22 protein-coding genes and 1 tRNA gene are annotated in these 20,179 nt (G+C 57.5%); 3 read left to right on the top strand and 20 right to left on the bottom strand.

Going from position 1 to position 20,179, the window contains the following annotated elements; all coding sequences use genetic code 11:
- Positions 1–5 precede the first annotated feature (5 nt).
- Genes CUJ86_RS08635 through CUJ86_RS08605 form a run of 7 tightly spaced genes read right to left on the bottom strand, consistent with a single transcriptional unit; the run spans position 6 to position 2,876 of the window.
- The gene (locus tag CUJ86_RS08635; protein WP_130647164.1) at positions 6–662 is read right to left on the bottom strand and encodes a hypothetical protein; all 657 of its coding nucleotides are present in this window, start codon (positions 660–662) and stop codon (positions 6–8) included.
- The gene (locus CUJ86_RS08630; protein ID WP_130647163.1) at positions 655–1,251 is read right to left on the bottom strand and encodes an EhaG family protein; all 597 of its coding nucleotides are present in this window, start codon (positions 1,249–1,251) and stop codon (positions 655–657) included. Before CUJ86_RS08630 ends, CUJ86_RS08635 begins: the two co-directional genes overlap by 8 nt.
- Positions 1,248–1,700 carry a DUF2106 family protein gene (locus tag CUJ86_RS08625; protein WP_130647162.1) on the bottom strand — a complete coding sequence of 151 codons (453 nt, stop codon included), beginning with the start codon at positions 1,698–1,700 and terminating at the stop codon, positions 1,248–1,250. Before CUJ86_RS08625 ends, CUJ86_RS08630 begins: the two co-directional genes overlap by 4 nt.
- Positions 1,697–1,933 (bottom strand): EhaE family protein, encoded by a 237-nt coding sequence (locus CUJ86_RS08620; protein ID WP_130647161.1) that lies wholly within the window; start codon positions 1,931–1,933, stop codon positions 1,697–1,699. The genes CUJ86_RS08625 and CUJ86_RS08620 overlap by 4 nt, the downstream gene beginning before the upstream one ends.
- Entirely contained in the window at positions 1,923–2,159 is a 237-nt protein-coding gene (locus CUJ86_RS08615) for a DUF2108 domain-containing protein (RefSeq protein WP_130647160.1), read from the bottom strand. The genes CUJ86_RS08620 and CUJ86_RS08615 overlap by 11 nt, the downstream gene beginning before the upstream one ends.
- Complete coding sequence (locus CUJ86_RS08610) at positions 2,152–2,403, bottom strand: DUF2109 domain-containing protein (protein WP_130647159.1); 252 nt, start codon at positions 2,401–2,403, stop codon at positions 2,152–2,154. The genes CUJ86_RS08615 and CUJ86_RS08610 overlap by 8 nt, the downstream gene beginning before the upstream one ends.
- A complete protein-coding gene (locus tag CUJ86_RS08605) occupies positions 2,391–2,876 on the bottom strand; it encodes a hypothetical protein (RefSeq protein WP_130647158.1) in 486 nt (161 codons plus the stop codon). The genes CUJ86_RS08610 and CUJ86_RS08605 overlap by 13 nt, the downstream gene beginning before the upstream one ends.
- 327 nt (positions 2,877–3,203) lie before the next feature.
- Between CUJ86_RS08605 and CUJ86_RS08600 the strand changes: the two genes are divergently transcribed.
- Positions 3,204–4,226 (top strand): AI-2E family transporter, encoded by a 1,023-nt coding sequence (locus CUJ86_RS08600; protein ID WP_165394843.1) that lies wholly within the window; start codon positions 3,204–3,206, stop codon positions 4,224–4,226.
- 76 nt (positions 4,227–4,302) lie between these two features.
- Entirely contained in the window at positions 4,303–5,148 is an 846-nt protein-coding gene (locus CUJ86_RS08595; protein ID WP_130647156.1) for an alpha/beta fold hydrolase, read from the top strand.
- A gap of 176 nt (positions 5,149–5,324) precedes the next feature.
- Here CUJ86_RS08595 and CUJ86_RS08590 read toward each other — a convergent pair whose 3' ends face one another.
- Positions 5,325–5,750 carry a phosphate-starvation-inducible PsiE family protein gene (locus CUJ86_RS08590; RefSeq protein WP_130647155.1) on the bottom strand — a complete coding sequence of 142 codons (426 nt, stop codon included), beginning with the start codon at positions 5,748–5,750 and terminating at the stop codon, positions 5,325–5,327.
- Positions 5,751–5,859: 109 nt separating this feature from the next.
- Between CUJ86_RS08590 and CUJ86_RS08585 the strand changes: the two genes are divergently transcribed.
- Positions 5,860–5,944: transfer RNA gene (locus tag CUJ86_RS08585), tRNA-Leu, on the top strand.
- A 232-nt stretch (positions 5,945–6,176) separates the two neighbouring features.
- Here the strand turns inward: CUJ86_RS08585 and CUJ86_RS08580 are convergent.
- From CUJ86_RS08580 to CUJ86_RS08530, 12 genes are all read right to left on the bottom strand, one after another.
- Complete coding sequence (locus CUJ86_RS08580; protein ID WP_130647154.1) at positions 6,177–9,428, bottom strand: type I restriction endonuclease subunit R; 3,252 nt, start codon at positions 9,426–9,428, stop codon at positions 6,177–6,179.
- Complete coding sequence (locus tag CUJ86_RS08575; RefSeq protein ID WP_130647153.1) at positions 9,425–11,188, bottom strand: ABC-three component system protein; 1,764 nt, start codon at positions 11,186–11,188, stop codon at positions 9,425–9,427. Before CUJ86_RS08575 ends, CUJ86_RS08580 begins: the two co-directional genes overlap by 4 nt.
- Positions 11,185–11,412, bottom strand: coding sequence for an ABC-three component system middle component 6 (locus CUJ86_RS08570; protein WP_130647152.1), 228 nt, complete (start codon positions 11,410–11,412; stop codon positions 11,185–11,187). Before CUJ86_RS08570 ends, CUJ86_RS08575 begins: the two co-directional genes overlap by 4 nt.
- Positions 11,409–12,182 carry an HNH endonuclease gene (locus CUJ86_RS08565; RefSeq protein WP_130647151.1) on the bottom strand — a complete coding sequence of 258 codons (774 nt, stop codon included), beginning with the start codon at positions 12,180–12,182 and terminating at the stop codon, positions 11,409–11,411. Before CUJ86_RS08565 ends, CUJ86_RS08570 begins: the two co-directional genes overlap by 4 nt.
- The gene (locus CUJ86_RS08560; protein ID WP_130647150.1) at positions 12,179–13,387 is read right to left on the bottom strand and encodes a restriction endonuclease subunit S; all 1,209 of its coding nucleotides are present in this window, start codon (positions 13,385–13,387) and stop codon (positions 12,179–12,181) included. The genes CUJ86_RS08565 and CUJ86_RS08560 overlap by 4 nt, the downstream gene beginning before the upstream one ends.
- The gene (locus CUJ86_RS11850) at positions 13,384–13,533 is read right to left on the bottom strand and encodes a hypothetical protein (protein WP_165394842.1); all 150 of its coding nucleotides are present in this window, start codon (positions 13,531–13,533) and stop codon (positions 13,384–13,386) included. Before CUJ86_RS11850 ends, CUJ86_RS08560 begins: the two co-directional genes overlap by 4 nt.
- Positions 13,530–14,552 (bottom strand): PDDEXK nuclease domain-containing protein, encoded by a 1,023-nt coding sequence (locus CUJ86_RS08555; protein WP_130647149.1) that lies wholly within the window; start codon positions 14,550–14,552, stop codon positions 13,530–13,532. Before CUJ86_RS08555 ends, CUJ86_RS11850 begins: the two co-directional genes overlap by 4 nt.
- Positions 14,549–16,663 carry a class I SAM-dependent DNA methyltransferase gene (locus tag CUJ86_RS08550; RefSeq protein ID WP_130647148.1) on the bottom strand — a complete coding sequence of 705 codons (2,115 nt, stop codon included), beginning with the start codon at positions 16,661–16,663 and terminating at the stop codon, positions 14,549–14,551. Before CUJ86_RS08550 ends, CUJ86_RS08555 begins: the two co-directional genes overlap by 4 nt.
- Before the next feature lie 563 nt (positions 16,664–17,226).
- Positions 17,227–17,628, bottom strand: a complete 402-nt coding sequence (locus tag CUJ86_RS08545; RefSeq protein WP_130647147.1) for a SpoIIAA family protein — start codon at positions 17,626–17,628, stop codon at positions 17,227–17,229.
- A gap of 84 nt (positions 17,629–17,712) precedes the next feature.
- A complete protein-coding gene (locus tag CUJ86_RS08540; RefSeq protein ID WP_130647146.1) occupies positions 17,713–18,279 on the bottom strand; it encodes a YeeE/YedE thiosulfate transporter family protein in 567 nt (188 codons plus the stop codon).
- Entirely contained in the window at positions 18,276–18,776 is a 501-nt protein-coding gene (locus CUJ86_RS08535; RefSeq protein ID WP_130647145.1) for a YeeE/YedE thiosulfate transporter family protein, read from the bottom strand. The genes CUJ86_RS08540 and CUJ86_RS08535 overlap by 4 nt, the downstream gene beginning before the upstream one ends.
- Positions 18,777–18,786: 10 nt before the next feature.
- The gene (locus tag CUJ86_RS08530; protein WP_130647144.1) at positions 18,787–20,151 is read right to left on the bottom strand and encodes an MBL fold metallo-hydrolase; all 1,365 of its coding nucleotides are present in this window, start codon (positions 20,149–20,151) and stop codon (positions 18,787–18,789) included.
- Positions 20,152–20,179: the final 28 nt, after the last annotated feature.

Raw genomic sequence — 20,179 nt, 5'->3', positions numbered from 1 at the left:
AGGCATCATATCGTCAGTACGATCTCCACGATTCGCAGGAACAGGAGCAGGGAACTCACATGGATCATGAGGACATAGGGTGCGCCGGGCGCACGGGTGATCTCCGCCTTTGCGATGTAGAACGGCGCCATCCCCTCGCCCATCACCCCGAGCACCAGAAAGATCTTTGCGATGAGGGGGACGGCCGCTGCGCCGGCGAGCGCCCAGATGGAGAGGGTGCCGGTCGACGCCAGCACGATCGCCGCACCGCCGAAGAGGGGGATGGTAGCGACCATCGCCACAATCCCGTACTGGTAGGCGGCTTCAAGGACATGCCGGTTCTGCACTGCGGCGACAATCCCGATGTTTGTGATCCCGATCATCGAGCTGAATAGAGTGAAGTTGAATATGTCGCCGCTTACCATCGCCCCGAGGGTGGCAAGACCGCAGGCGATCGCCATGAAACGCTGAAACCTGACCTGGTCCTTCGGGATCTCCTTGGCATAATAGGCGTCGCCTCCAAAGACGATATCCAGCGGTTTTTCCGGGAGACTGATGATCGCCAGTAGCGTGAAAAGCAGGGCGAAGGTGAAGAGCATCGCCGTATAGATGCTGAAATAGTTGACAATGTCGCCGAACTCAATAGCCAGGAGTTCTACCCCTTCGACGGGAAGATCAAACATGCTTTCCACCCCGCATGGTGCCCACGAGGGCCATCTTGGCCATCACCTTCAGGAGGATGGCACCGCCTGCCACCATCACTGCAAAGAGCCAGTATGAGGGTGCGATCATGAAGATGAAGAAGGCCGCGATCCAGAGCACCCAGGCGTAACCGCTTGCCGTCTCAATCAAGGCGAAGGCCTCGTCGTGCCCCTTGCAGAAGAACCAGAAGAGGAGGCCGGTACCTGCGACCGCACCGCCCGAGAAGCCAGAGAGGATGATCCCATAGACAACGAGCACGGCCGCGAGGATTGCCGGAGCGCTGTCCATGATCTCGAGGTGCATCAGCCGTTCTGGTGCCTGTTTCAGCCCTTCTTTGACGAGATACACTTCTGAGAGGGCCATCAGTTCAGAGATCCCGACGACAAGACCCGGAAGGATCAGCGCCTCGGCGAGATCGGTCGCTACAAGGGCGATGATGGTGAGTCCGACGATCTCGGCGAGATCGGTGAGCAGGAGCCGGTGGAGATCGTCATTCTCACGGAGCAGGGCGGAAAAGGCGATTGCCGTGGCGATCAGGACGATCGTGAGGACGATCCAGTACGACGTCATCCCTCCCGCCTCCTGAAGAGGAACGAGGCAATTGAAAATGCCGTGAAGAGGATGCTGGTTTCAACGACGGTGTCGAGCCCCCGTGTGTTGTACAGGATCTCGTCGATGATGCCGCCAGGATGGGAGACGATCGTGGTGCCGAGATGTGGGGTGGTGTCGGCAAGGAACTCTGAGAAGGGCGTGAGGTAGGCGGTCACATAGCCCAGGTACGGTGAGTTTTCGGGGTACTGCGCCGCAACGCTTGTGTTCCCGAAGGGTTCGCCCCCGCGGTCATAGGGGTCGAGGCTGCTCGTGCGGTCGATCGCCTTGGGGTAGAGGTCGTCCCCGTGGTAGGTGATACCGGGGAGGGTGAAGAGCCCGATGACGATGCCGACCAGGATGAGCGTAGCATACAGGAACGAGAGGTTATCGAAGTCCGCAAGGATCTTTGAAATTCTGCTGATGATCATGCCGCTTTCCTCCGTTCGACCACTCTGATCATGACAAAGGTCGATATCGCGGTAACGGCGATAAAGGTGAGCAATGCCAGTGTTTCGTCGTAGGCGAGCATCACCAGGAGCAGTCCCCATGCCGGGATTTCGAGGTTGATGATCCGGGTGAGGTAGTTTTTCGGCCGCGGGAATGCGGCGGCGACGGCCCCAATGATCAGCACCGCGAGCCCGAGAGCGAGTTCAGTCTGCATTGTCGTACCTCCCGGTGATGGCGAGCACAAAAATCGTTGTTACCGGTGCGATCAGGGCCACGGCCACGGCCACGTCGAGATAGCCCCGCCCCACGATAAAGGGGACGATGCCGCCGATCATCACCCCGAGGGCGATCAGTTTGCTGAAGGGATCACGTGAAAAAGCGGTCCCAAGGGCTCCAATAAGTGTAATCAAGGCAAGCGCGACCTGTAGGTACTCAATCATGTTGCATCACCTCCGCACGCGCCGATGCGATCGCATTGGCCTCAAGGGTCGAACCGACAAAATATGCCGCTGCAGCCAGAATGGAGAGTGGATGGCTCAGGATCAGCACGATCAGTCCGGCGATCGCGAAGTTCATCACATTCAGGTACGGGAGTTTCCGGTAGGTGTCGGGCTCGATGATCGTGCGCACGGCGGCAAGGAGTGCGATTGCACCGCAGACATAGAGGGCGATCAACTCCGCCACCCCCAGATGCGCCCGAGGATTCTGCTTGCATGCGGGTGGGAAAGCCCCTGGATCGTCAGAATGGCGATCACCATCCCGGCGATGAAATTTTCAGCAGAGAAGCCGAGCAGCACAAAACCGCTGACCATGACGCTCGATAGAACAGCGCCGGTCGTCCCGGCATATCCTGGATCATGGCAAATTCGGTTCCCGATAAATACGAGCACCGCTGCTGCAAGCCCGCCTGGCAGTCCGGCAACATACACGCCGCAGGCAGCGAGGAGTGTCCCGGCCGAAGCATCGGGTGAGGAGACGATGTTGCCCATCATCGTCCCGCCGGGGAGTGATCCGCCCCCTTTCTCTATGGCGCGTCCAATCGCCGAAGCTCCCTTCACACCACCCCTTTCCGGCAGTCTGAAGAAGATATCGACGGCGACGAAGAGCAGCCAGCAGAGAATGGCTGCAACCGGTATCTGCAGAACATCGGTGAGCATCGGAGGTCTCCGGTCCGTATAATGAAAACTCTTTAACCCAATCTATAGCATAAATGTTTTTATCCGCCATTATCTGGGCAGATAAACCGCATTTTCTCTATATGGTTGGTATTTGGTCCCCATCATATAAGAAAATTGATATGTTGTCATATTTGGCAGAAAATGGTGACTTTATGCCTCAATGTCCTCATTGTGCCTGCATCTGTTTGTTTTTCAGGTGCGGTGCACCGGAAGGGGTGGTCAGGAATGATCTGGTTTTTGCGGCGGGACCGTTTCGGAAGGTCCGGCTATCTTTATCAGCGGAGAAACGCCATCTCTGTATATCTCATGGCACCCGATCTACCCCTCCCTGACCGCCTGACCGTCTATCTCGTCCTGGGCATCTTCGCCGCCGGGGCCATCGCCTTCTGGGGCCTGCTCTGGGTGGTGATCCTGGCCGCTTCCATTGCTGTTGTGATTATGCCCCTGCAACGCTGGCTTTCCCGCTCCATCGGCGAGGCGAGCGCCGCCCTGATCTCCACCATAGCAGTATTTTTCGCGGTGTTCGGTGCCCTCGGTTTTGCCATCGGTGTGCTGGCCCAGAATGCCGAGTATCTCTCGGGGATCGTTCAGGGTATCCTGGCATGGATCGATTCTGCGCAGGTGCCCGGCGTGACGAACGGGGTGTCATCACCTGACCTCGCCGAATGGTTTTCCGGCCAGTTTGACGACCTTGGCGAATGGATCTCTGCGATTGCCACACAGGTGCCGATGCTCATCGTCGACCTGATCGTCTTCTTCCTCTCCCTCTATATGTTCGTCTTCAGGGGGGACGCACTTGCAGCCGAGATCACTGCCTCCCTGCCTGTTCGCCTCCGTTCCGCCGTTGAACGGATGACCGTCACCTCGGTGGACACCCTCTATGCGATCTATGTCGTCCATGTGGCGACCTCGGTGATCACCTTCGTCCTGGCTATACCGTTTTTCTACGTGCTCGGCTACGACCACATCCTCTTCTACGCGCTGATGGCGGCGCTCTTCCAGCTGATCCCGATCCTGGGCCCCTCGATCATCATGCTCTTCCTGGGCGCCTATGCCCTCTCCCTTGGCGATATCAGGGGTGCGATCCTTGTCGCCCTCATTGGCTACCCGATCGTCTGCGCCCTGCCGGACCTGTATTTCAGGCCACTGATGATGGGGCGGCGGGCAAGCATCCACCCGGTGATCATGTGGATCGGGTTTTTCGGCGGTCTTGCGGTGATGGGTATCGTCGGATTCGTGCTCGGTCCCCTCTTCCTCGCACTCGGGGTCGCCGGATACCATATCCTGGTGGAGGAGATGGAGGGTGTGAAGAAGACAGCGAATGCCTGACCATACTGGTAACAGAACCCTTTTTTTGCTGATACGGCAGAACCATCTCCATACGTATTCAGGAGTATGAATTCAGATGAAGATCGATATGCTCGCATTGTTCACGGCGTTTCTCTGCCTCTGCCTGTGTGTGACGGCAGGGTGCACCGGCACCGTCGAAGACAGAACGGCAGCGGTGCCTGAGGCGACGCCGACCCCCGTCTCCATCAATGATACGCCGGTCCAGTATGCAGAGGTGAACGGTGTCAGTCTGGCATACCGGGAGTTCGGGGAGGGCGATCCCCTGCTGCTGGTCCCCGGGTTCGGCGGGGTGATGGACGGGTGGAACGAGACATTTATTGGTATCCTTGCCGGGCACTACCATGTCTACACCTACGATCACCGCGCCATGGGCTACAGCGGCGACAATGACGACCCCTATACGATCCCGCAACTCGCCGACGATGCGGCGGCGCTGATGGGGGCGCTCGGTTATGAGAGCATGCATGTCTACGGCGTCTCGATGGGGTCGTCGGTCTCGCAGCAACTGGTTATCGACCATCCGGAAAAGGTCAGGAAACTCGTGCTCTCCTCGCCCACCTACAGCGTGGGGCTGAACGAGACGACGGTGCTCTACGGTCTGATCGTGGAGAGCGCGGAAGACCCTTCCACCCCCGCAGGGGAGCGAAAAGAGGCGGAGGCAAACCTGGTCTGGGAGGGCACCTATGACGGTCTTTCAGGCATTACCAATGACGTGATGCTCCTGGTCGGGACCGACGACGTCCTCACCCCCGATGCGGTGGCCGTACAGATGGCCGGAGAGATCGAGGGTTCGTGGCTTGTGCGCTTCAAGGGCGTCCCCCATGCCGGGTCCCATTATGCGCCGGTGGAGTACGGGGAGATCGTGCTGACCTTCCTGGGGATGGACGAGTCCCCCCTCTGACCCCTCTTTTTTGCACGCTTACATTTCTCAGGAACTGAAGGGATCGCCGGATAGCCTCCACACGTCGAGCGGGCGATTTTCTTCAGGCATCAGGCGGCGCTCATGGGGGTGCAATGGGTCCGAAAAGCGTTCGAGGGGTTTTTTCGGAACGGCCGCCGCTCCTGAAATCCCCTCCTTTATACGGCAGAATCTTCGTTTTTCAGCCGCTTCGCCTTGAGGATGATATAGTAGCCGCCGACCAGGGAGGTGAGCAGCAGGGCCAGACCGATGAGGGGGAGGTCGGATACATCGGTCGAATCGAAGAGGATGATCTTGCGGGCGATGGCGATGATGGCAACGAGCAGGATCACCTCGACGCGCACCTCGTGGTGCTCCACATACGCCCTGATGGTCTCGAGGAGTTCGACACCGATGAGGATGAGCAGGAAGGCGCCGAAAACGCCCAGTATCTCGTGGTTTTCCAGCCTGAACATCCGGTCGTCGATGATGCCGTAAATCACCAGCAGCACGAGTTCGATGACGGCGAAGGCGATCACAACGGCAAGGAGGGCAATCAGGATCCGGTAGATCCACTTCTCATAGGTGTCCAGCAGTTCGAGCATGCGTATGGCTGATGATCTGAAATCGGGGAGTATTTATGTGAGCCGGAATGAATCCCGGTCGGGAATCTTTTTTACCCATGGCGCCATATCATCTGGGCGTCATTTTCAAGCGAGGGTTGCCGAGCCTGGTCAAAGGCGCAGGGCTTAGGACCCTGTCTTATAGGAGTTCGAGCGTTCGAATCGCTCCCCTCGCATCCAAATTCTCTGCCGGTTCAAAATTCAGATACAGTTGGTCTATTCTTTACCGCGTGCCCCGGGTAACGACGCTATGCGGTTTACCCTCTCTTTAAGATGAATGCGGGTGTCTCAGTTGCCCAGTTGGCAGAGCGCGCTATGAGTAAGATAGCCCGTGACAAAAATCACAGTTCATCTCCATAGAAGAGCGGCTCGAGGGTTCAAGGCCTCATTGATTCTTCATTACCCGAATCATGCCGTTGTCCAGTTTTCATAAAACGGCGAGGGGAGCATGGGATACACGCGGTATACATGGCGATAGACTTCATCCGCTCTTGCATCCACATCTTCCTCTGTGTAGTGATCCACCGGCAGACCGGTTGATTCGTTCCAGAGGAAATCGTGGATGGTGAGTCGGACTGCGTCTCGCGTGGCTTCCTTGTCACGCCAGTGATCGATTCGAAGTCTCTCTCTCTTGAGGGTCTTAAGGAGCTCAACGGCGACTTCCTTGATGTGCTGGATTTCAGTGGAAGAAAGGTCCGGCTTCTTCAAAAGATCAAAAACCGCCAGTGACTCCTCATCGAGGCCTTCCCGCACAGCCCGGCTTTCCTCCTCTTCCATCTCGTTTATGAACCGCAGCAGGGCTTCGAATGTCTTCTCGATGGTTGCCCGATCCTTTTCGCGATTATATTCAACTACGATGTCCTCATAGTGCCGTTGGAAGTCCGTCCGCAACGGATTCTGCTGCAGAAGCCGATACAGGCGCTGATCGATAACCTGTTTGAGATTCTGGACGGTTGTTCGTTTCGCTGGACTCCGTTCGAACTCCTGCCAGAGCCGGTCAAAGTCGATTTTACTAATGTCATATGGTTCGGAATCTTCGGCAATACCATCCGGTCGGGTCTCAATCGCCCCATCAACCACCCGGTGAAACTCACGGATAATGTCGGTGATGTCCGCCATATCGCGATCCTTCTGCAGGCTTCTGTAGACGACATTGATCGCGTCGTAATCGCTTCGATGCGCGTTGATCCCCTTCACATTAATGCATGCCTTGAATTTCGTGAACACTGCCCGGCACATCACCTCAAATCGTTTACGCGACTCGTCGTTCTCGTTGGCCGCCTCCTTGGCAGCAAGGATGGCTGCGTTCCGCTGGAAGCTCTTCTTTGAGATGATATCATCCAGCGATGCGCCGCGTTCGGTCAGGAATGAGCGGACGAGCACGATCGCTTCGGCCAGATCGGCCAGAAGATCCTCCTCAGGCTTCGCGGGTTCGATTTGTCCGTCTTTGCCGCTCCGGGAACCATCCCCACGTCCGGCATACGTCGACAGCGCTTTGCGCAGGTTTTTAAGGATGCCGCAGTAGTCCACGATCATCCCGTTGTTCTTGCCTTCGTTCACGCGGTTGGCACGGGCAATGGCCTGCATCAGCGTGTGCGCCTTGAGAGGTTTGTCCAGATACAGCGTCGAGAGGCTCGGAACGTCGAACCCGGTCAGCCACATGGCACAGACAATCGCAATCCGGAACGGGTGATCTCCCTCCTTAAAAGCGTCGTCCAGCGCCAGTCTCTGCATGTTGTGGAACTGAGGCTGCTCCCGCATGAACTCTGGCAGGTCGATCCCATCTTTGATCAGGCGGCGATGCGGGGTAATGTCCAGGTCCCACTTGCGGAACTTTTCGACCTCGCCCTGTTCTTCGCTTACTACGACAACCGCGCGGGTCTCACGCATCCAGTCGATCTGCCGTTGCAGGAATGCCTCTTCCTGCTCGTCGGTTGTCCGGGATGTTTCAGCTTCCAGTCCGGCGATGCGCTCGTCCCAATATTTGCTGATCAGGCCGTGCATCCGCACGCAGGTCACCTTGTCGATGCACACCAGCATCGCCTTGCCGGTTTCCCAGGCCGTCGAATAGTGCTGGACGAAGTCGCTGGCAATCTGGTCGAGCCGCTTGTCGGCGGTGATGATGTGATAGTCCCGCCTGAGTTCCCGCTCCAGCCGCTGTGCCACATCGATGTCATCCGTCTGCAGTTCTTCAAGTTTCTTGGCAATCCGCTCGTTCACGTCGCCGATGGCCACGCCGAGCTTCTCGCCCCGGGCGTCGTAGTACAGCGGAACGGTGGCCTTGTCATCGACTGCCCGCTGGAAGTCGTACGTCGAGATGTAGTCTCCGAACACCCGACGCGTGACTTCGTCTTCGTCCTTAAACAGCGGTGTGCCGGTAAACCCGATGAAGCTGGCGTTCGGGAGGGCGTTTCGCATGTTCAGCGCCAGAGTTCCGGACTGCGTACGATGTGCCTCGTCGGTGATGACAATGATGTCGTCGCGTTGTGTGTAGCCCTCATCCGGATTCACATCCCTATTGAACTTCTGAATCAGCGAGAAAATGTACGACTTATGCTCTGCGAGCAGGTGACTGAGGTGATCGCCGCTGGATGCCCGGCACGGGTCGCGGTCGTTATCAGCCACACCGCACCCGGCAAAGGTCTTGTAGATCTGGGTGTCGAGGTCGTCGCGGTCTGTGAGCACAAGGAAGGTGAAGTTCCCCCCGAGTTTGCGGTGGATCTTCCGTGTGAACAACACCATCGAGTAACTCTTGCCCGCCCCCTGCGTGTGCCAGAACACTCCCAGCTTCCCCTGCCGATTCTTGCGATCCCGGACGGCCTCGATGGCCCGGTTCACGCCGAGGAACTGATGGTTCCGGGCAAGAATTTTCCTCGGCTCGCCGGCCGAATCGTCAAAGACGATGAAGTTCTCCAGCAAGTCCATGAAGGTGGTCTTATCGCATACTCCCTTCAGGAGCGTCTCCATGTCCACCACGCCGGGCTGGTCCTCAGCCAGACGCTTCCACTCATGGAAGTGCTCGAAGCGGCTGGTCACCGAGCCGATCTTGGCGTCTACGCCATTGGCCAGCACGACGAAGGCGTTGTGATGGAACAGGTGCGGCACCGTGTCCTTGTAGTCCTTGAAATTTTTCTCGTAGGCCGCCCGGATATCCTTGCTGACGTTCTTCAGCTCCATGAACAGCAGCGGCAGGCCGTTGACGAATCCCACGATGTCGGCCCGTCGACGGTACAGGTCGCCCCGGACCCAGAGTTCCCGCACGCAGAGGAAGTGGTTGTTCGCGGGTTCGGTGAAGTCAAACACCCGCAGCCGCTCGCGGACCCGCTCGTTCTTGTCGTTCCTGAAGGTGACCTGCACGCCGTCACGGACAAGATCGTACTTCTCGCGGTTTGTGGCGATCATCGACTGCATCGCCCCTGTCGAAACGATCTGCCGCACGGCGTCGTCATAGGCTTCCTCGGGTAATCCGGGGTTCAGCTCGACGAGCTTGGTTCTGAGGGGTCGTGTCAGGACGACGTCCCGGTCCGAAGCGCGGCCCAGCAGGCTGTCCGGCCCGAAGTCCTCGTTGTTATAGGCGTACACCGAGTTCCACCCCAGCTCCTGCTCCAGGTACTCGGCCGTGGTCTGCTGGACGAGGGTGTCCTCGGTGTAGGTGGTCATTTACCGGGCCTCTCGAAATGAATGCCAAGTAAACTATCGGACGGTGTCGCATCTGACAGAGTAAGCTGCACGTGTTGCTGAAAATCAAAGCCTTTGCTGAAGTCTTCAATCGGGACCATATCCGAATTGATAGTGCAGATATACTGGCCGCCAAGAGAGGTTGTTACTTCGTGAGCTCGCTCAAATGCCAGCGCCCGCTGACGACCGTCCACAGAGTCATACATCAGAGTGTCATGGATCAGGAAATCGATTCCATGAGGGATTTGCATTTGGACTTGGAGAACAGCGAGGTCAAAGCAGAAAATCTTCATTTTTCCGATGCCTTCGCTGCCGCTACGTTCGATTTCTACCTGATACTCGTAGCCCTTTTCACCAACATCGATTACCAGTCTTCCAGGAGATTTATAGAGCGCCTGGGAGTGCTCGTTGAACAAACGAACAGCTTCGGACCAAACGCCCACGCGCTGCTCATGATCCTGCTCAGCAGTCTGAACCAATTCCGCCTTTGCTGCCTTGACTTCTCGCTTGGTAGCGGTGAGGTTCTTCATCTCCCTCAACCGAGTCTGAACCCGATCAAGTGATCCCCGTAATTCTACATAGCGTTCTTGGAGTTTGGTGATCTCTTGCAGCGCGCCATGTGTCTGGAGAACTTCCAGCACCTCGGCACGCTGGTCGGTCAACTCCTTAATTTGCTCTTCGCGCTCACTGATAACTTTCTGGATGCGTGTAATCTCGGTTTCCAAGAAGTCGCGTCGATTGGATACAACCCTTTGGTGAAAAACTCGAACATCATCTAATGACCGTTTGACTGCGTCGGGAAACAACAAACCGGATTCTTCGTATAACCGCTCTAGTGACATACCCGCAGGCGGCTTCTCTTCTTTAATGGATTCCTGGTAGCGACTCAAGCGTCGCCTGTAAGTGACGTTACGATTGGCCAAATCATGGATTTCTTGGGTAAAACGGTCTGCGTCCTGTTGCACGGATTCATACTGTGGATGGACCTTGAACGTGTCCAGAGCCTGTTTAGCAGAGGTGGTCTGTTGCTCCAACTGGATACGCTGGGTCTCCAGTTCGCCAACGGTACCAATTGCGCCTTCCATCGCGCCTGTCTTGATAGCTGTCTCAATAGCCTTGACGCCCTCCTCTCGATCCTTCAGGCTCTTCAAACGGGATGGGTACTCCCAGTTCATTCCCAAGAGATAGGCCGTATGGAGTTGCACATCCCAGGTCTGCTGTCTTGCGGTATGCTGAAATGGACTGAGATAGGCGGATGGTCCACGACGAACCATGTAGGAAACAAGGCTCCGGAAGCTGGGCTTATATTTCACTGACCCAGTAGACATGGGGATACTAAAAAGGGCCCAACCGAGAATTTTTCGCCAACGTTCTACCGTATAAATCATCTCACCTGATTTTACATCGCGATCAGGTTGCTCGATCCAGCCCTTAGTAGACCCTTCAACGACGATACGATTGTGTTCAGTCACCGCCCGCGTCACTTTGACCCGGTTACCACCGAGGGTGAGTTCGAGGGTGAATGCCCACTGCTCTAATGGTTCGATCACCAACCCTTTGCCCTTCCTTGCACGGCTGCCCAGACAGAAGTCAATGATCTCGATCAGTGTCGATTTACCGAGGCCATTGCGTGTGTCCTTCTCGGTCGAAGCCTCAGAGCGCTCGGCAAGGATAACATTGAGTCCAGTGGTGAAGTTCACCGTATGGAAAGATGGCTGATTGGCAGATACACTGTGAATCATGACGCCTCCCGCTGGATCATGCCTTGGGAGAGGTTGATGACTCCCGTAATGTGTAAAAGGTCTAATGCCAGCACAAAACGTTCGTAGGTTCCAACAGACGGGTCATCCCGAACCTTGTCCCAGAGGCTGGTGACAGTCTGTGGCTGTTCCAAGCAATACAACAATACGGCGCCGACGCCAAGCAGGGACTGTTCTTCAGAGATGTGCTTCGATGGCAAGATCATTTCTCGAACACCTCACATGTTTCAAACAGGTGGATCAATACAGCCAACCCGGCTGAACGTTGGGCTTGGCGGGTAAAACCTCGCTGGGCAAACCTGCACATCAACTCGAATAGGTCACCGCCTTTGATGCCTTCCTTCTTGAGACACCAGTATTCCTCAAGGAAACCAGCTTTTAGGCGTTCTGGAAATTCAGCATCAGTCTGAGCAACGCTCTCAATGTACCGGGATACTTCACTTGCGACGCCCAGCCCCATCGCGATGACGCCACGTGCATCATCGTCGAGATCGTTCTTCTTGATTTTGTCATCGAGCCCGAGCAGCGAATAATCGGTGGTGACGACAGACGGCTGGATTGTAGTGGCCCACCGCGTTGCCTCCTCCAGTTCCGGGAATCCAACGTCAGCGAATGCATCAAGCATTGCCTGGCGGACCTTTTCCTCGTGCTTCGCTTTGATTTTATGCAGTCTTTCGACCGGATAGGCGTTCTCGCCATGCGGGATGGCGTCGATGGTGGTGTGACAGGTACTGCAGAGATAGATCAGGTTATTGTAGTGGTTGCGTTGCTCATCGGTCATACTGGGGTCGTATCGTGCAGACCTCTTTTTTTTACCATCACCATTATGCTCTCCCGCGATATGGGCAGCTTCACCGACATTGATAGGATAACCCGAATCGCTATCGGGTGTGAGTTTACAATTGCATCCAGGCATTGCGCAGGTGTCGCCACTTCTAAAGGCCAACAGCAGTTTGGTTGCGTAGGTTGCGCTCATACTGCTACCTCCCCGTTCATTAAGCGAGGCAGGAGCAAATCGCGGGCTTGTGTAAGTTGTTGATTCATCAAGGCAAGATTTCGTAACTGATCGCAGATTGGAGCGACTGTATCACTGAACAAAGTCAACAGGGTATGCGGCGGCAGCAAGAACTCTGATTTGAGGAGGAATTTCCAGTCGGCTCGCGGCATCTTCGAGCCTTCGCGAACAGTTTTTGATGCCAAAGCCACAAACTCAGCGCTTGAGAGCAGGAACAGAACGTAGTGATAGAGCTGATTCCCGTTTGGGCGAATCACAATTGCATCTGAAGAAGTGATCCCGTCGACAAGAGCAAAGCCGACTTTGTGGAAGTACGGCCGGATCTTTCCAAAGAGTATGTCCCCTTCCGCGAATTTGTATTTGGTGCTGTCGACATCTGCAGCACTTCCCCAGTCATTCAGTGTGATAGAACGCCGTGGAATGTGCTCAAGCCCGATGTAGACAGTTTCTGGCGGTAGAGTCTTCGGATCGGTTGCGTCGCGGACATCCGTGCAGAGTTCAGAGAGTCGCTTCCTCCCCCACCCCTCCGGCACGCCATCCACGACCCTGACATGTTCATGGCCAGGGAAGCGGAGGTGGACGAACCATTCCCGGTAGAGCAGCCTCGCCGCCTGTTCGAGCAATTGAATCCGACGCTGATTGTTCTCGATGAGGTCGTCGTAGGCGGAGAGGATGGAGGCAATTTTCTTCTGTTCATTGAGATCTGCAGGAACCGTTACTCTGACACGATAGATGCGTTCAGGAGCAGTATGCCGAACCTTCGTTCCAGTAGCGCTGCCGCTTATTTGGCCTCGTACTGCTTTCGTGTTGAACAGGTAGTAGAGGAACTTCTTGTCAATCAGACCATTTCGCTCTTGAATGAGACCTAATCGCTGGTTGTGAAGATATTTCCCACCTTCAGGGATCAAGGCGGAACTTCCGAGAAGACCCGGGCCCTGCTCAGTCATTGCAACGATTAGGTCATCCTCTTCGAGCACGTAGCCTTCAGGAATGTCTCCAGTATAGAACCGGTCTTTGCCGGGACGAACTCGAAAGCCGCCTTCCTCATAGAAGTTGCCAGGCGTGAGGACGATAAATTCGCCACTATCAGAGAAGTGTTGACCTTTAAATGCAAATCCGTGTTTCACATGAATTGCATCCCCGAGGGCAATTTCGCTCCAGCTCACACCGCCACCCCCGCAACATCCCCCTTACCGGCCGCCGCCAGCGACCGCTCCGCTCCGACACGGACACCGACCACGCCACCACCGCCGCTCTCCGGAAACCGTGCAACGCACCGTTGCACAAACTCCCGGCTGCAAGTGCCCCTCATTCCCCGTCCTCCAGAAGCCTCGCGATCTCCTCCGGGCCCGGCAGCTCGTCCCGGAGTTCCCGGGGCAGCTCCCTGACCGTCCGGTAGGTGGCGATGCCGATGGGGCTTATCGAGGACTGCAGGGCGTACTCGACGACGGTGCGGCTCTTCTCCTTGCAGAGGACGATCCCGATCGGGGGATTTTCCTCCTCCTGCCGCTCCTGCCGGTCCAGGGCGGCGAGGTAGAACTGCATCTTCCCGACGAACTCGGGCTGGAACTCGCCGATCTTCAGCTCGACGGCCACCAGGCAGCGGAGCCGCCGGTGGAAGAGCAGCAGGTCGATGAAGTACTCCTTCTCCCCGACCTCCAGTCGGAACTGGCTGCCGACGAAGGCGAAGATGCCGCCCATTACCCGCAGGAACTCCTCGACCCGGGCGATGAGAGCGCGTTCGAGCTCCCGCTCGGAGTGCTCCTCCCCAAGTTCCAGGAAATCGAACGTATACTCGTCCCTGACCGCGAGTTTTGCCTGCGCCCGCAGCTCCGGCGTGAGAGCCCGGTCGAAGTTGGTCTGCCCGAGGAGCGTCTTTTCGTAGCTCTGGTTCTCGATATGGTGGACCAGCACGTTCCTCGACCAGCCGAACTTGCGGGTCATGCGGAGGTAGAACTCACGCTCCAGGGGGTCCTTGCACCGCGCCATGATGACGAGGTTGTGACTCCAGCTGACTTCTCCAACCAGTGGTTGGAGTTTTTCGCTGTCGCGGTACTCCAGGTAGAACTGCCGCATATACCAGAGATTCTGGACGGAAAAACCCCGGATCCCGGGAAACTCCTGCTGCAGGTCGGTCGCCAGCCGCTCGACGACCGACCTGCCCCATCCCTCGTGCTCCTGCCGGCGGGCGATTATTTCGCCGATATCCCGGTACAGCCCGACCAGTTCCGTATTGACCGCCCTGAGCGCCCGGTACCGGGCGGTGAGAATCCGCTCTTTGACCTCGACGAGCAGTGAGCCATACCCTTCCGGCAGGTCCGGAACTGTCATACCCCCAGCTCCTCAAAGTTCTTCTTGATGGTCGCCGCCAGCTGCACCGCCTCGGCGTTGAGACTCTCCAGCTCCACGTGAATCTCGCGTAGCGCTTCCTCGAAGTCGAAGTCCTCGTCCTCTTCCTCGGGGGCGACGCCGACATAGCGGCCGGGAGTCAGGGACCAGTCGTTGGCCTCGATCTCGGCCCTGTCCACGAGCTTGACCAGCCCTTCCACATCGCAGAGCTTCGCATCGGGGAATCGTTCGGTCAGCCAGTGGGCCTGCCGCCAGAAGTAGCGCACCTGCTTGAGCTGCTCCACAGCTACCTGGCGGGCTTCATCGGCGGCCTTGCGGGCGCGGGTGACATCGCGGCCTGACCATGCATTGCTGCCGCGGGCGTCGCATTCGTTCTCGCAGGTGTCGATGAGGCGGGAGGCGAGTTTATAGAGGAGGTCCGTCTGTTTGACAAGGTCGCGGCTGCTATCGACCAGCGGGGCGAGGCGGTCGACCGCTTTCTTGAGTTCTCCGTTGGTGGTCTTCTGTGTCTGCCACGCAGCCTGCTGCCCGGAAATCTCTTTCCGGAAGCCCGCCACGTCTGCTTCGAACAGGGGCATCACATCGTCGAGTTCCGTGAGCGCCTCGGCGTGGGGGCCATCTGCGGGCAGGGTCGCAAGGAACGGCTGCAGTGCCTCCCGCAGCGTGGAAAGGGAACTGATGAACGAAGGAAGCGGCTCGATCGTTTCACCGTCGTCATTCAGGGTGGCGAAACAGCCCTCGGTTTCATCCAGCATGCGATGGCAATAGCCTGCCACGAGATCGAGGTACTTCTCGGTGTGGCCGCGGTAGAGCCAGACGATGGCGAGGATGTTCTGCTCCTGCTCGGGCGAAAAGTCGTAGATCTTGCGGGTGACCTTCCGGTAGATATTCCTCGCATCGATCATCAGCACCTTGTCGCGGTGCTGTTCGGGCCTGTCGCGGTTGAGGAACCAGAGCTCGCAGGGAACCGTACGGGTATAGAAGAAGTTGGAGCGGATGGCGATCATCAGGTCCACATCACCCGTCTCGACGAGTTTCTGGCGGACCTTCGCTTCGCCATGACCGGCACTCGATGCCTGGGAGGACATCACGAAGCCCGCCCGCCCCTGTTCGTTCAGGTAACTGTAGAAATAACTGATCCAGACATAATTGCCGTTTGAGACCTTGCCCTTCTTGTTGGTCCCCGGCAGGCCGAAGGGAAGACGCGGGTCTGTCTTGACCTTGTCTGCGTCGATCTCGTCGACGTTGAAGGGAGGATTGGCCATCACGAAGTCGGCCCTGCCCAACAGTTCGTGGGGGTCTTCATAATAGGTGATGGCCTTGTGGATGTCGCCTTCCAGACCATGGACGGCCAGATTCATCTTTGCCAGGCGGATGGTGGTGGCGTTCTTTTCCAGCCCGTAGAAGGTGAGCCTGTCGACCGGGTTTTGGTGATGGCGCTCGACGAAGCGGGCGCTCTGGACGAACATACCGCCGGACCCGCAGGCCGGGTCCAGAACAGTGCCGGCTTCGGGTTCGAGAACGTTTGCGATGAGCGAGACGAGCGAGACCGGCGTGAAGAACTCACCGGCATCGTGGGCTTTCTGATCGGCGAACTGAGTCAGGAAATACTCGTAGATGCGGCCGAACACATCACCGGAGACCCGCTTGAGCTCATCGGGATTGAGTGTGCGGAGGAGCTGGCCGAGCACGGTGTTGTCCAGTTCCTGGTATTCGCTCTTGGGCAGAACACCCCTGAGGTTGACGTAATCCCCCTCGATGGACTCCATCGCCTCGATGATGGCCCTGGCGCGATCGTCACTGTCCGTGAGAGAGACCAGATAGTCAAACTGCGCCCTGGGCTGCAGGAAGATCGCGCTCTTCTGGGAGAAGTCTTCCTTGGTCAGTGCCCGCGTCTTGCCACCGCGTTTGGGGAGATTTGCCTCAATGGGATCCTTGACCGCAAGGAACCGGCTGTAGGCGTGCCGCAGAAAAATCAGACCCATGACGGGCAGGAAGTACTCGTTGCTTGCATAATTCGAGTTCGCCCGCAGTGTGTCCGCCGCATTCCAGAGCCGTTTTTCGATTGCTTCGATATGTTCAAGTTGAGCCATTTTTTATTCCCTTTTATTCGCTTAACGCTGACAACGATTTATCTGCATGAGATGCGTTGTCTGGCTTTCCTGTCTGAATCAGGCGTCTTCGCAAATAACGATGAATTGATTTAATCGTTTGATATGAGTTAATTTGAAAGATAGGCCATAATATTAGTTTGTTTATCAAAATATTCATATTAGACACCATAAAACTTGCCATCTATTGATGTGTGCTCATTGAATATTTTTGATAGAATATTGTGTTTTTACTCTTTTCACCGGGGATGTTCCACTCAATGTAATTTGCCCTCCCAAAATCCTGTAGATCATACATCCTGTTGTAAGGGCGACCATAATTCCGTTTATTAAAACGAAGATCGGATCGCGGTCGTCAGGTATGAGGTCTATGAGGCGGCAGGTGGTTGCTTATAATCGCCCAGAGGCCGTCATCAATCTCGATGAATGCCACGTCACAGATTATTCGTTATTGGCATTTTGTAATTTTAGAATGAAGATAACAGCATTCACCTGGGATATGCTCGGTGGAAAAAAGGGATTCTATTCTGATCGCCACGGTATCCTCACCGAGGCTCCGGCGCCCGCACCAGGTCCCGCATGCCCTCGCTGACCCATCGCCATGCCTCCTGGCGGTGCTCGGGTTTGAAGAACCGCACATCGGTGCTGGAGAAGAGGAAGAAGGCCGGCTGAACGGAGAGCAACCTTTTTTCCCACTCCTCGCCGCCGATGATCGCCTCACGCTCGACCAGTGAGACCTTGGTATCCTGGATCAGGTCGTCGGTCATGGCTCCGAAATCCTCCCCCTTGAAATCAACGATATCGACCAGCACCCGCACCGTGCCATAGCGTTCGGCCGCCAGGTCGATCGCCGGTATGAACACCTCCATGTAGTCCTCATCCGTGACATCGCCGCTGATCTGAAACCCGATGACGCACCCCGCGCTCTCCGGCAGTATCTCAATCATCTTCTCCCCTCCCTTCGCCCTCCTCCCGGAGGTATGACGGAGGGTAAGGGAATCCCCCGATTAAATAGGTTGCCGCCTCCCCCCTCAGAGACCTGCATACTCCAGCCCGACGAGCACGGCGGCGATCAGGATCACCACCGGCACCACCACCATCCAGGGGTTGAGGTTCAGCAGCTGGGGTATGCTCATGGTCGGAAACTCCCCGCGGTGGAGCACCGACGCCTCCAGGCGCGGGTAGAGCACAGCGAAGATCCCGGCCCCAAGGATGATCCCGCTCACCCCGCCGACCAGGGCATCGAGGGCGCCTGATCCGACGGCGCCGGCCACCGTGCCCGGACAATACCCCAGCACCGCAAAACCGGCGCCGAAGATGATCCCGCCGACCACCGTGGCGCCGACCGAACCGGGCTTGATGTGCAGTTCGGCAAGCCCGGCCCCCCGCATGAGATGGATCCCGACCATGCCGACCGCCACGGCGCTGAGCATCACCTTCACCACGGTGAAGTCGGTGAGCAGCAGCTGCCCGAGGATCACATCGTAGCGCGTCACGCCGCCGATCTGGAGGCAGGCGCCAAATGCGATCCCCATCAGCAGACCGAGGAGGAGTTGCTGCGGTGCGTTCTGGCGGAGGCGCTGCAGGGCGTCGGTCATGGCCCCACCCCGTAGATCAGGAAGGCACAGACGATCCCGCTGACAAAGAAGATGATGACCGCCACCCAGCTCGATATCGCCAGCTGCAGGGTGCCTGATATGCCGTGGCCGCTTGTGCATCCGCCGGCCCAGCGCGACCCGATCCCCATCAGTACGCCGCCGATGATGGCGACCACAAGCCTGAATGGGATATCAGGTCCGAACGCCGCCGCAAATCGTGACGGCACCCAGATCAGGGCGAACTCCCCGGTGACGACCGCCGTGACGAAGGCGCCGATCACGACCCCGAGCACCAGCATCCATTCCCAGTCGATCTGCGGGGCGAATTTTCTGTAATAGGGCCGCTCCCGCGCCGCATCCCCCCGGATGGCCGCCTCGATCATGCCGCTCGTCCGTGCATAGGCCGTCGAACAACCGAGGGGGCGGTCGGAGAGGAGGAATGCGAACCAGCTGATGATGCCGATCCCCACCCCGGCAATATAGGGTGTCGGGTCCATTGCCACCACCTCAGGAGTATCCTGCCGCACGGTAACCGGTGATGCCGCCCGCGGCGTTGTAGACCTCTGAAAAACCCTTCTGCTTCAGGATGCTGCAGGCAAGGCTGGAGCGGTGTCCGGTCCTGCACATCATGATCACCGGCTGATCGGGGGCGAGATCTGTATACCTGGTCCTCAGGTCCATCGCCATGATATTGATCGCACCCTCCACATGATCCTCTGCATACTCCTCAGGTGTCCGCACGTCCACCAGTGTCGCCCTTCCCTCCAAGATCATCGCATGCGTCTCCTCCGGCGAGAGCTGGTGGACATGGTCGGTCGGATACCCGGCCATCACCCAGGCATGGGTGCCCCCCTCCAGGTAGCCGATCGTCCGGTCCAGACCCACCCGGCGGAGCATCGTCACCGCCTCCCTCGCCTGTGCCGGACTGTCGGTGACGAGCAGGATGTCCTTATCGGGCGGGAGCACCCATCCGGCAAAGGTGGAAAAGTTGCCGGCCAGGTCGATGTGGTAACTGCCGGGGATGTGCTGCCCGCCGAAGGTGGCGTAATTCCTGATCGAGACCACGATCGTGTCGTCCTGTTCTGCATGCCGCCTGAACTCGGCGGGTTTCATGCCCCGGATCACCGGCAGGGTGCTGACCTGCGCCGGGCCCTGCCGGTTGATCTCGCTGCACCGGGCGAAATGGTCGGGCGCCGGCGGCATATCCTCGGTGAGCGAGTGGATGAACTCCTCACGGTCGGCGATCGTCAGGGGGGTGTTATATCGGCGCTCATAGCCGATGGTGGAGAACCGCATCGAACCCATCGACCGTCCGCAGAGCGATCCGGCGCCATGGGCGGGAAAGACCATGCAGTGATCCGGCAGGGCGAGGATTTTTGTGTGCAGGTTCTCGTGGAGATGTGCCGCGAGTTCCTGCGCCCGCCCGGGGAACAGGTCGGGCCGACCGACATCGCCGACGAAGAGTGTATCGCCCGGGAAGATGGCAAAGGGCTCATTGCCCCTGGAGAGGTCGGTGGCCACATAGGTCACGCCCTCAGGCGTATGCCCGGGGGTGTCGAGCACATCCATCCTGATCCCCCCGATAGAGAATTGTGCACCTTCGGCCACCGGTTCGTGCGCAAACGCACAGGCCCCGGCCTTCGGTGCATAGATCCGTGCACCCGTCGCTTCTGCAAGGTCCAGGTGGCCGGAGACGAAATCTGCATGCAGATGCGTCTCAAGGATATGCGTGATCGCAAGACCGAGGTCTGATGCGGCATCGATATAGCGCCCGACGTCCCGTGCGGGATCGACAATGGCGCATGTCTGCTCGGCGCCGATAAGATACGAACTGTGCGCAATGCCCGGAATAAAAAACTGCTGAACAACCATTTTTCCCCTTCACCCCATCTGTCTCTGG

This window comes from Methanofollis fontis, assembly GCF_004297185.1.
Taxonomy (GTDB): Archaea; Halobacteriota; Methanomicrobia; order Methanomicrobiales; family Methanofollaceae; genus Methanofollis; species Methanofollis fontis.
The sequence above is the reverse complement of the archived record's forward strand: the minus strand, read 5'-3'. Positions and strand labels throughout refer to the sequence as shown.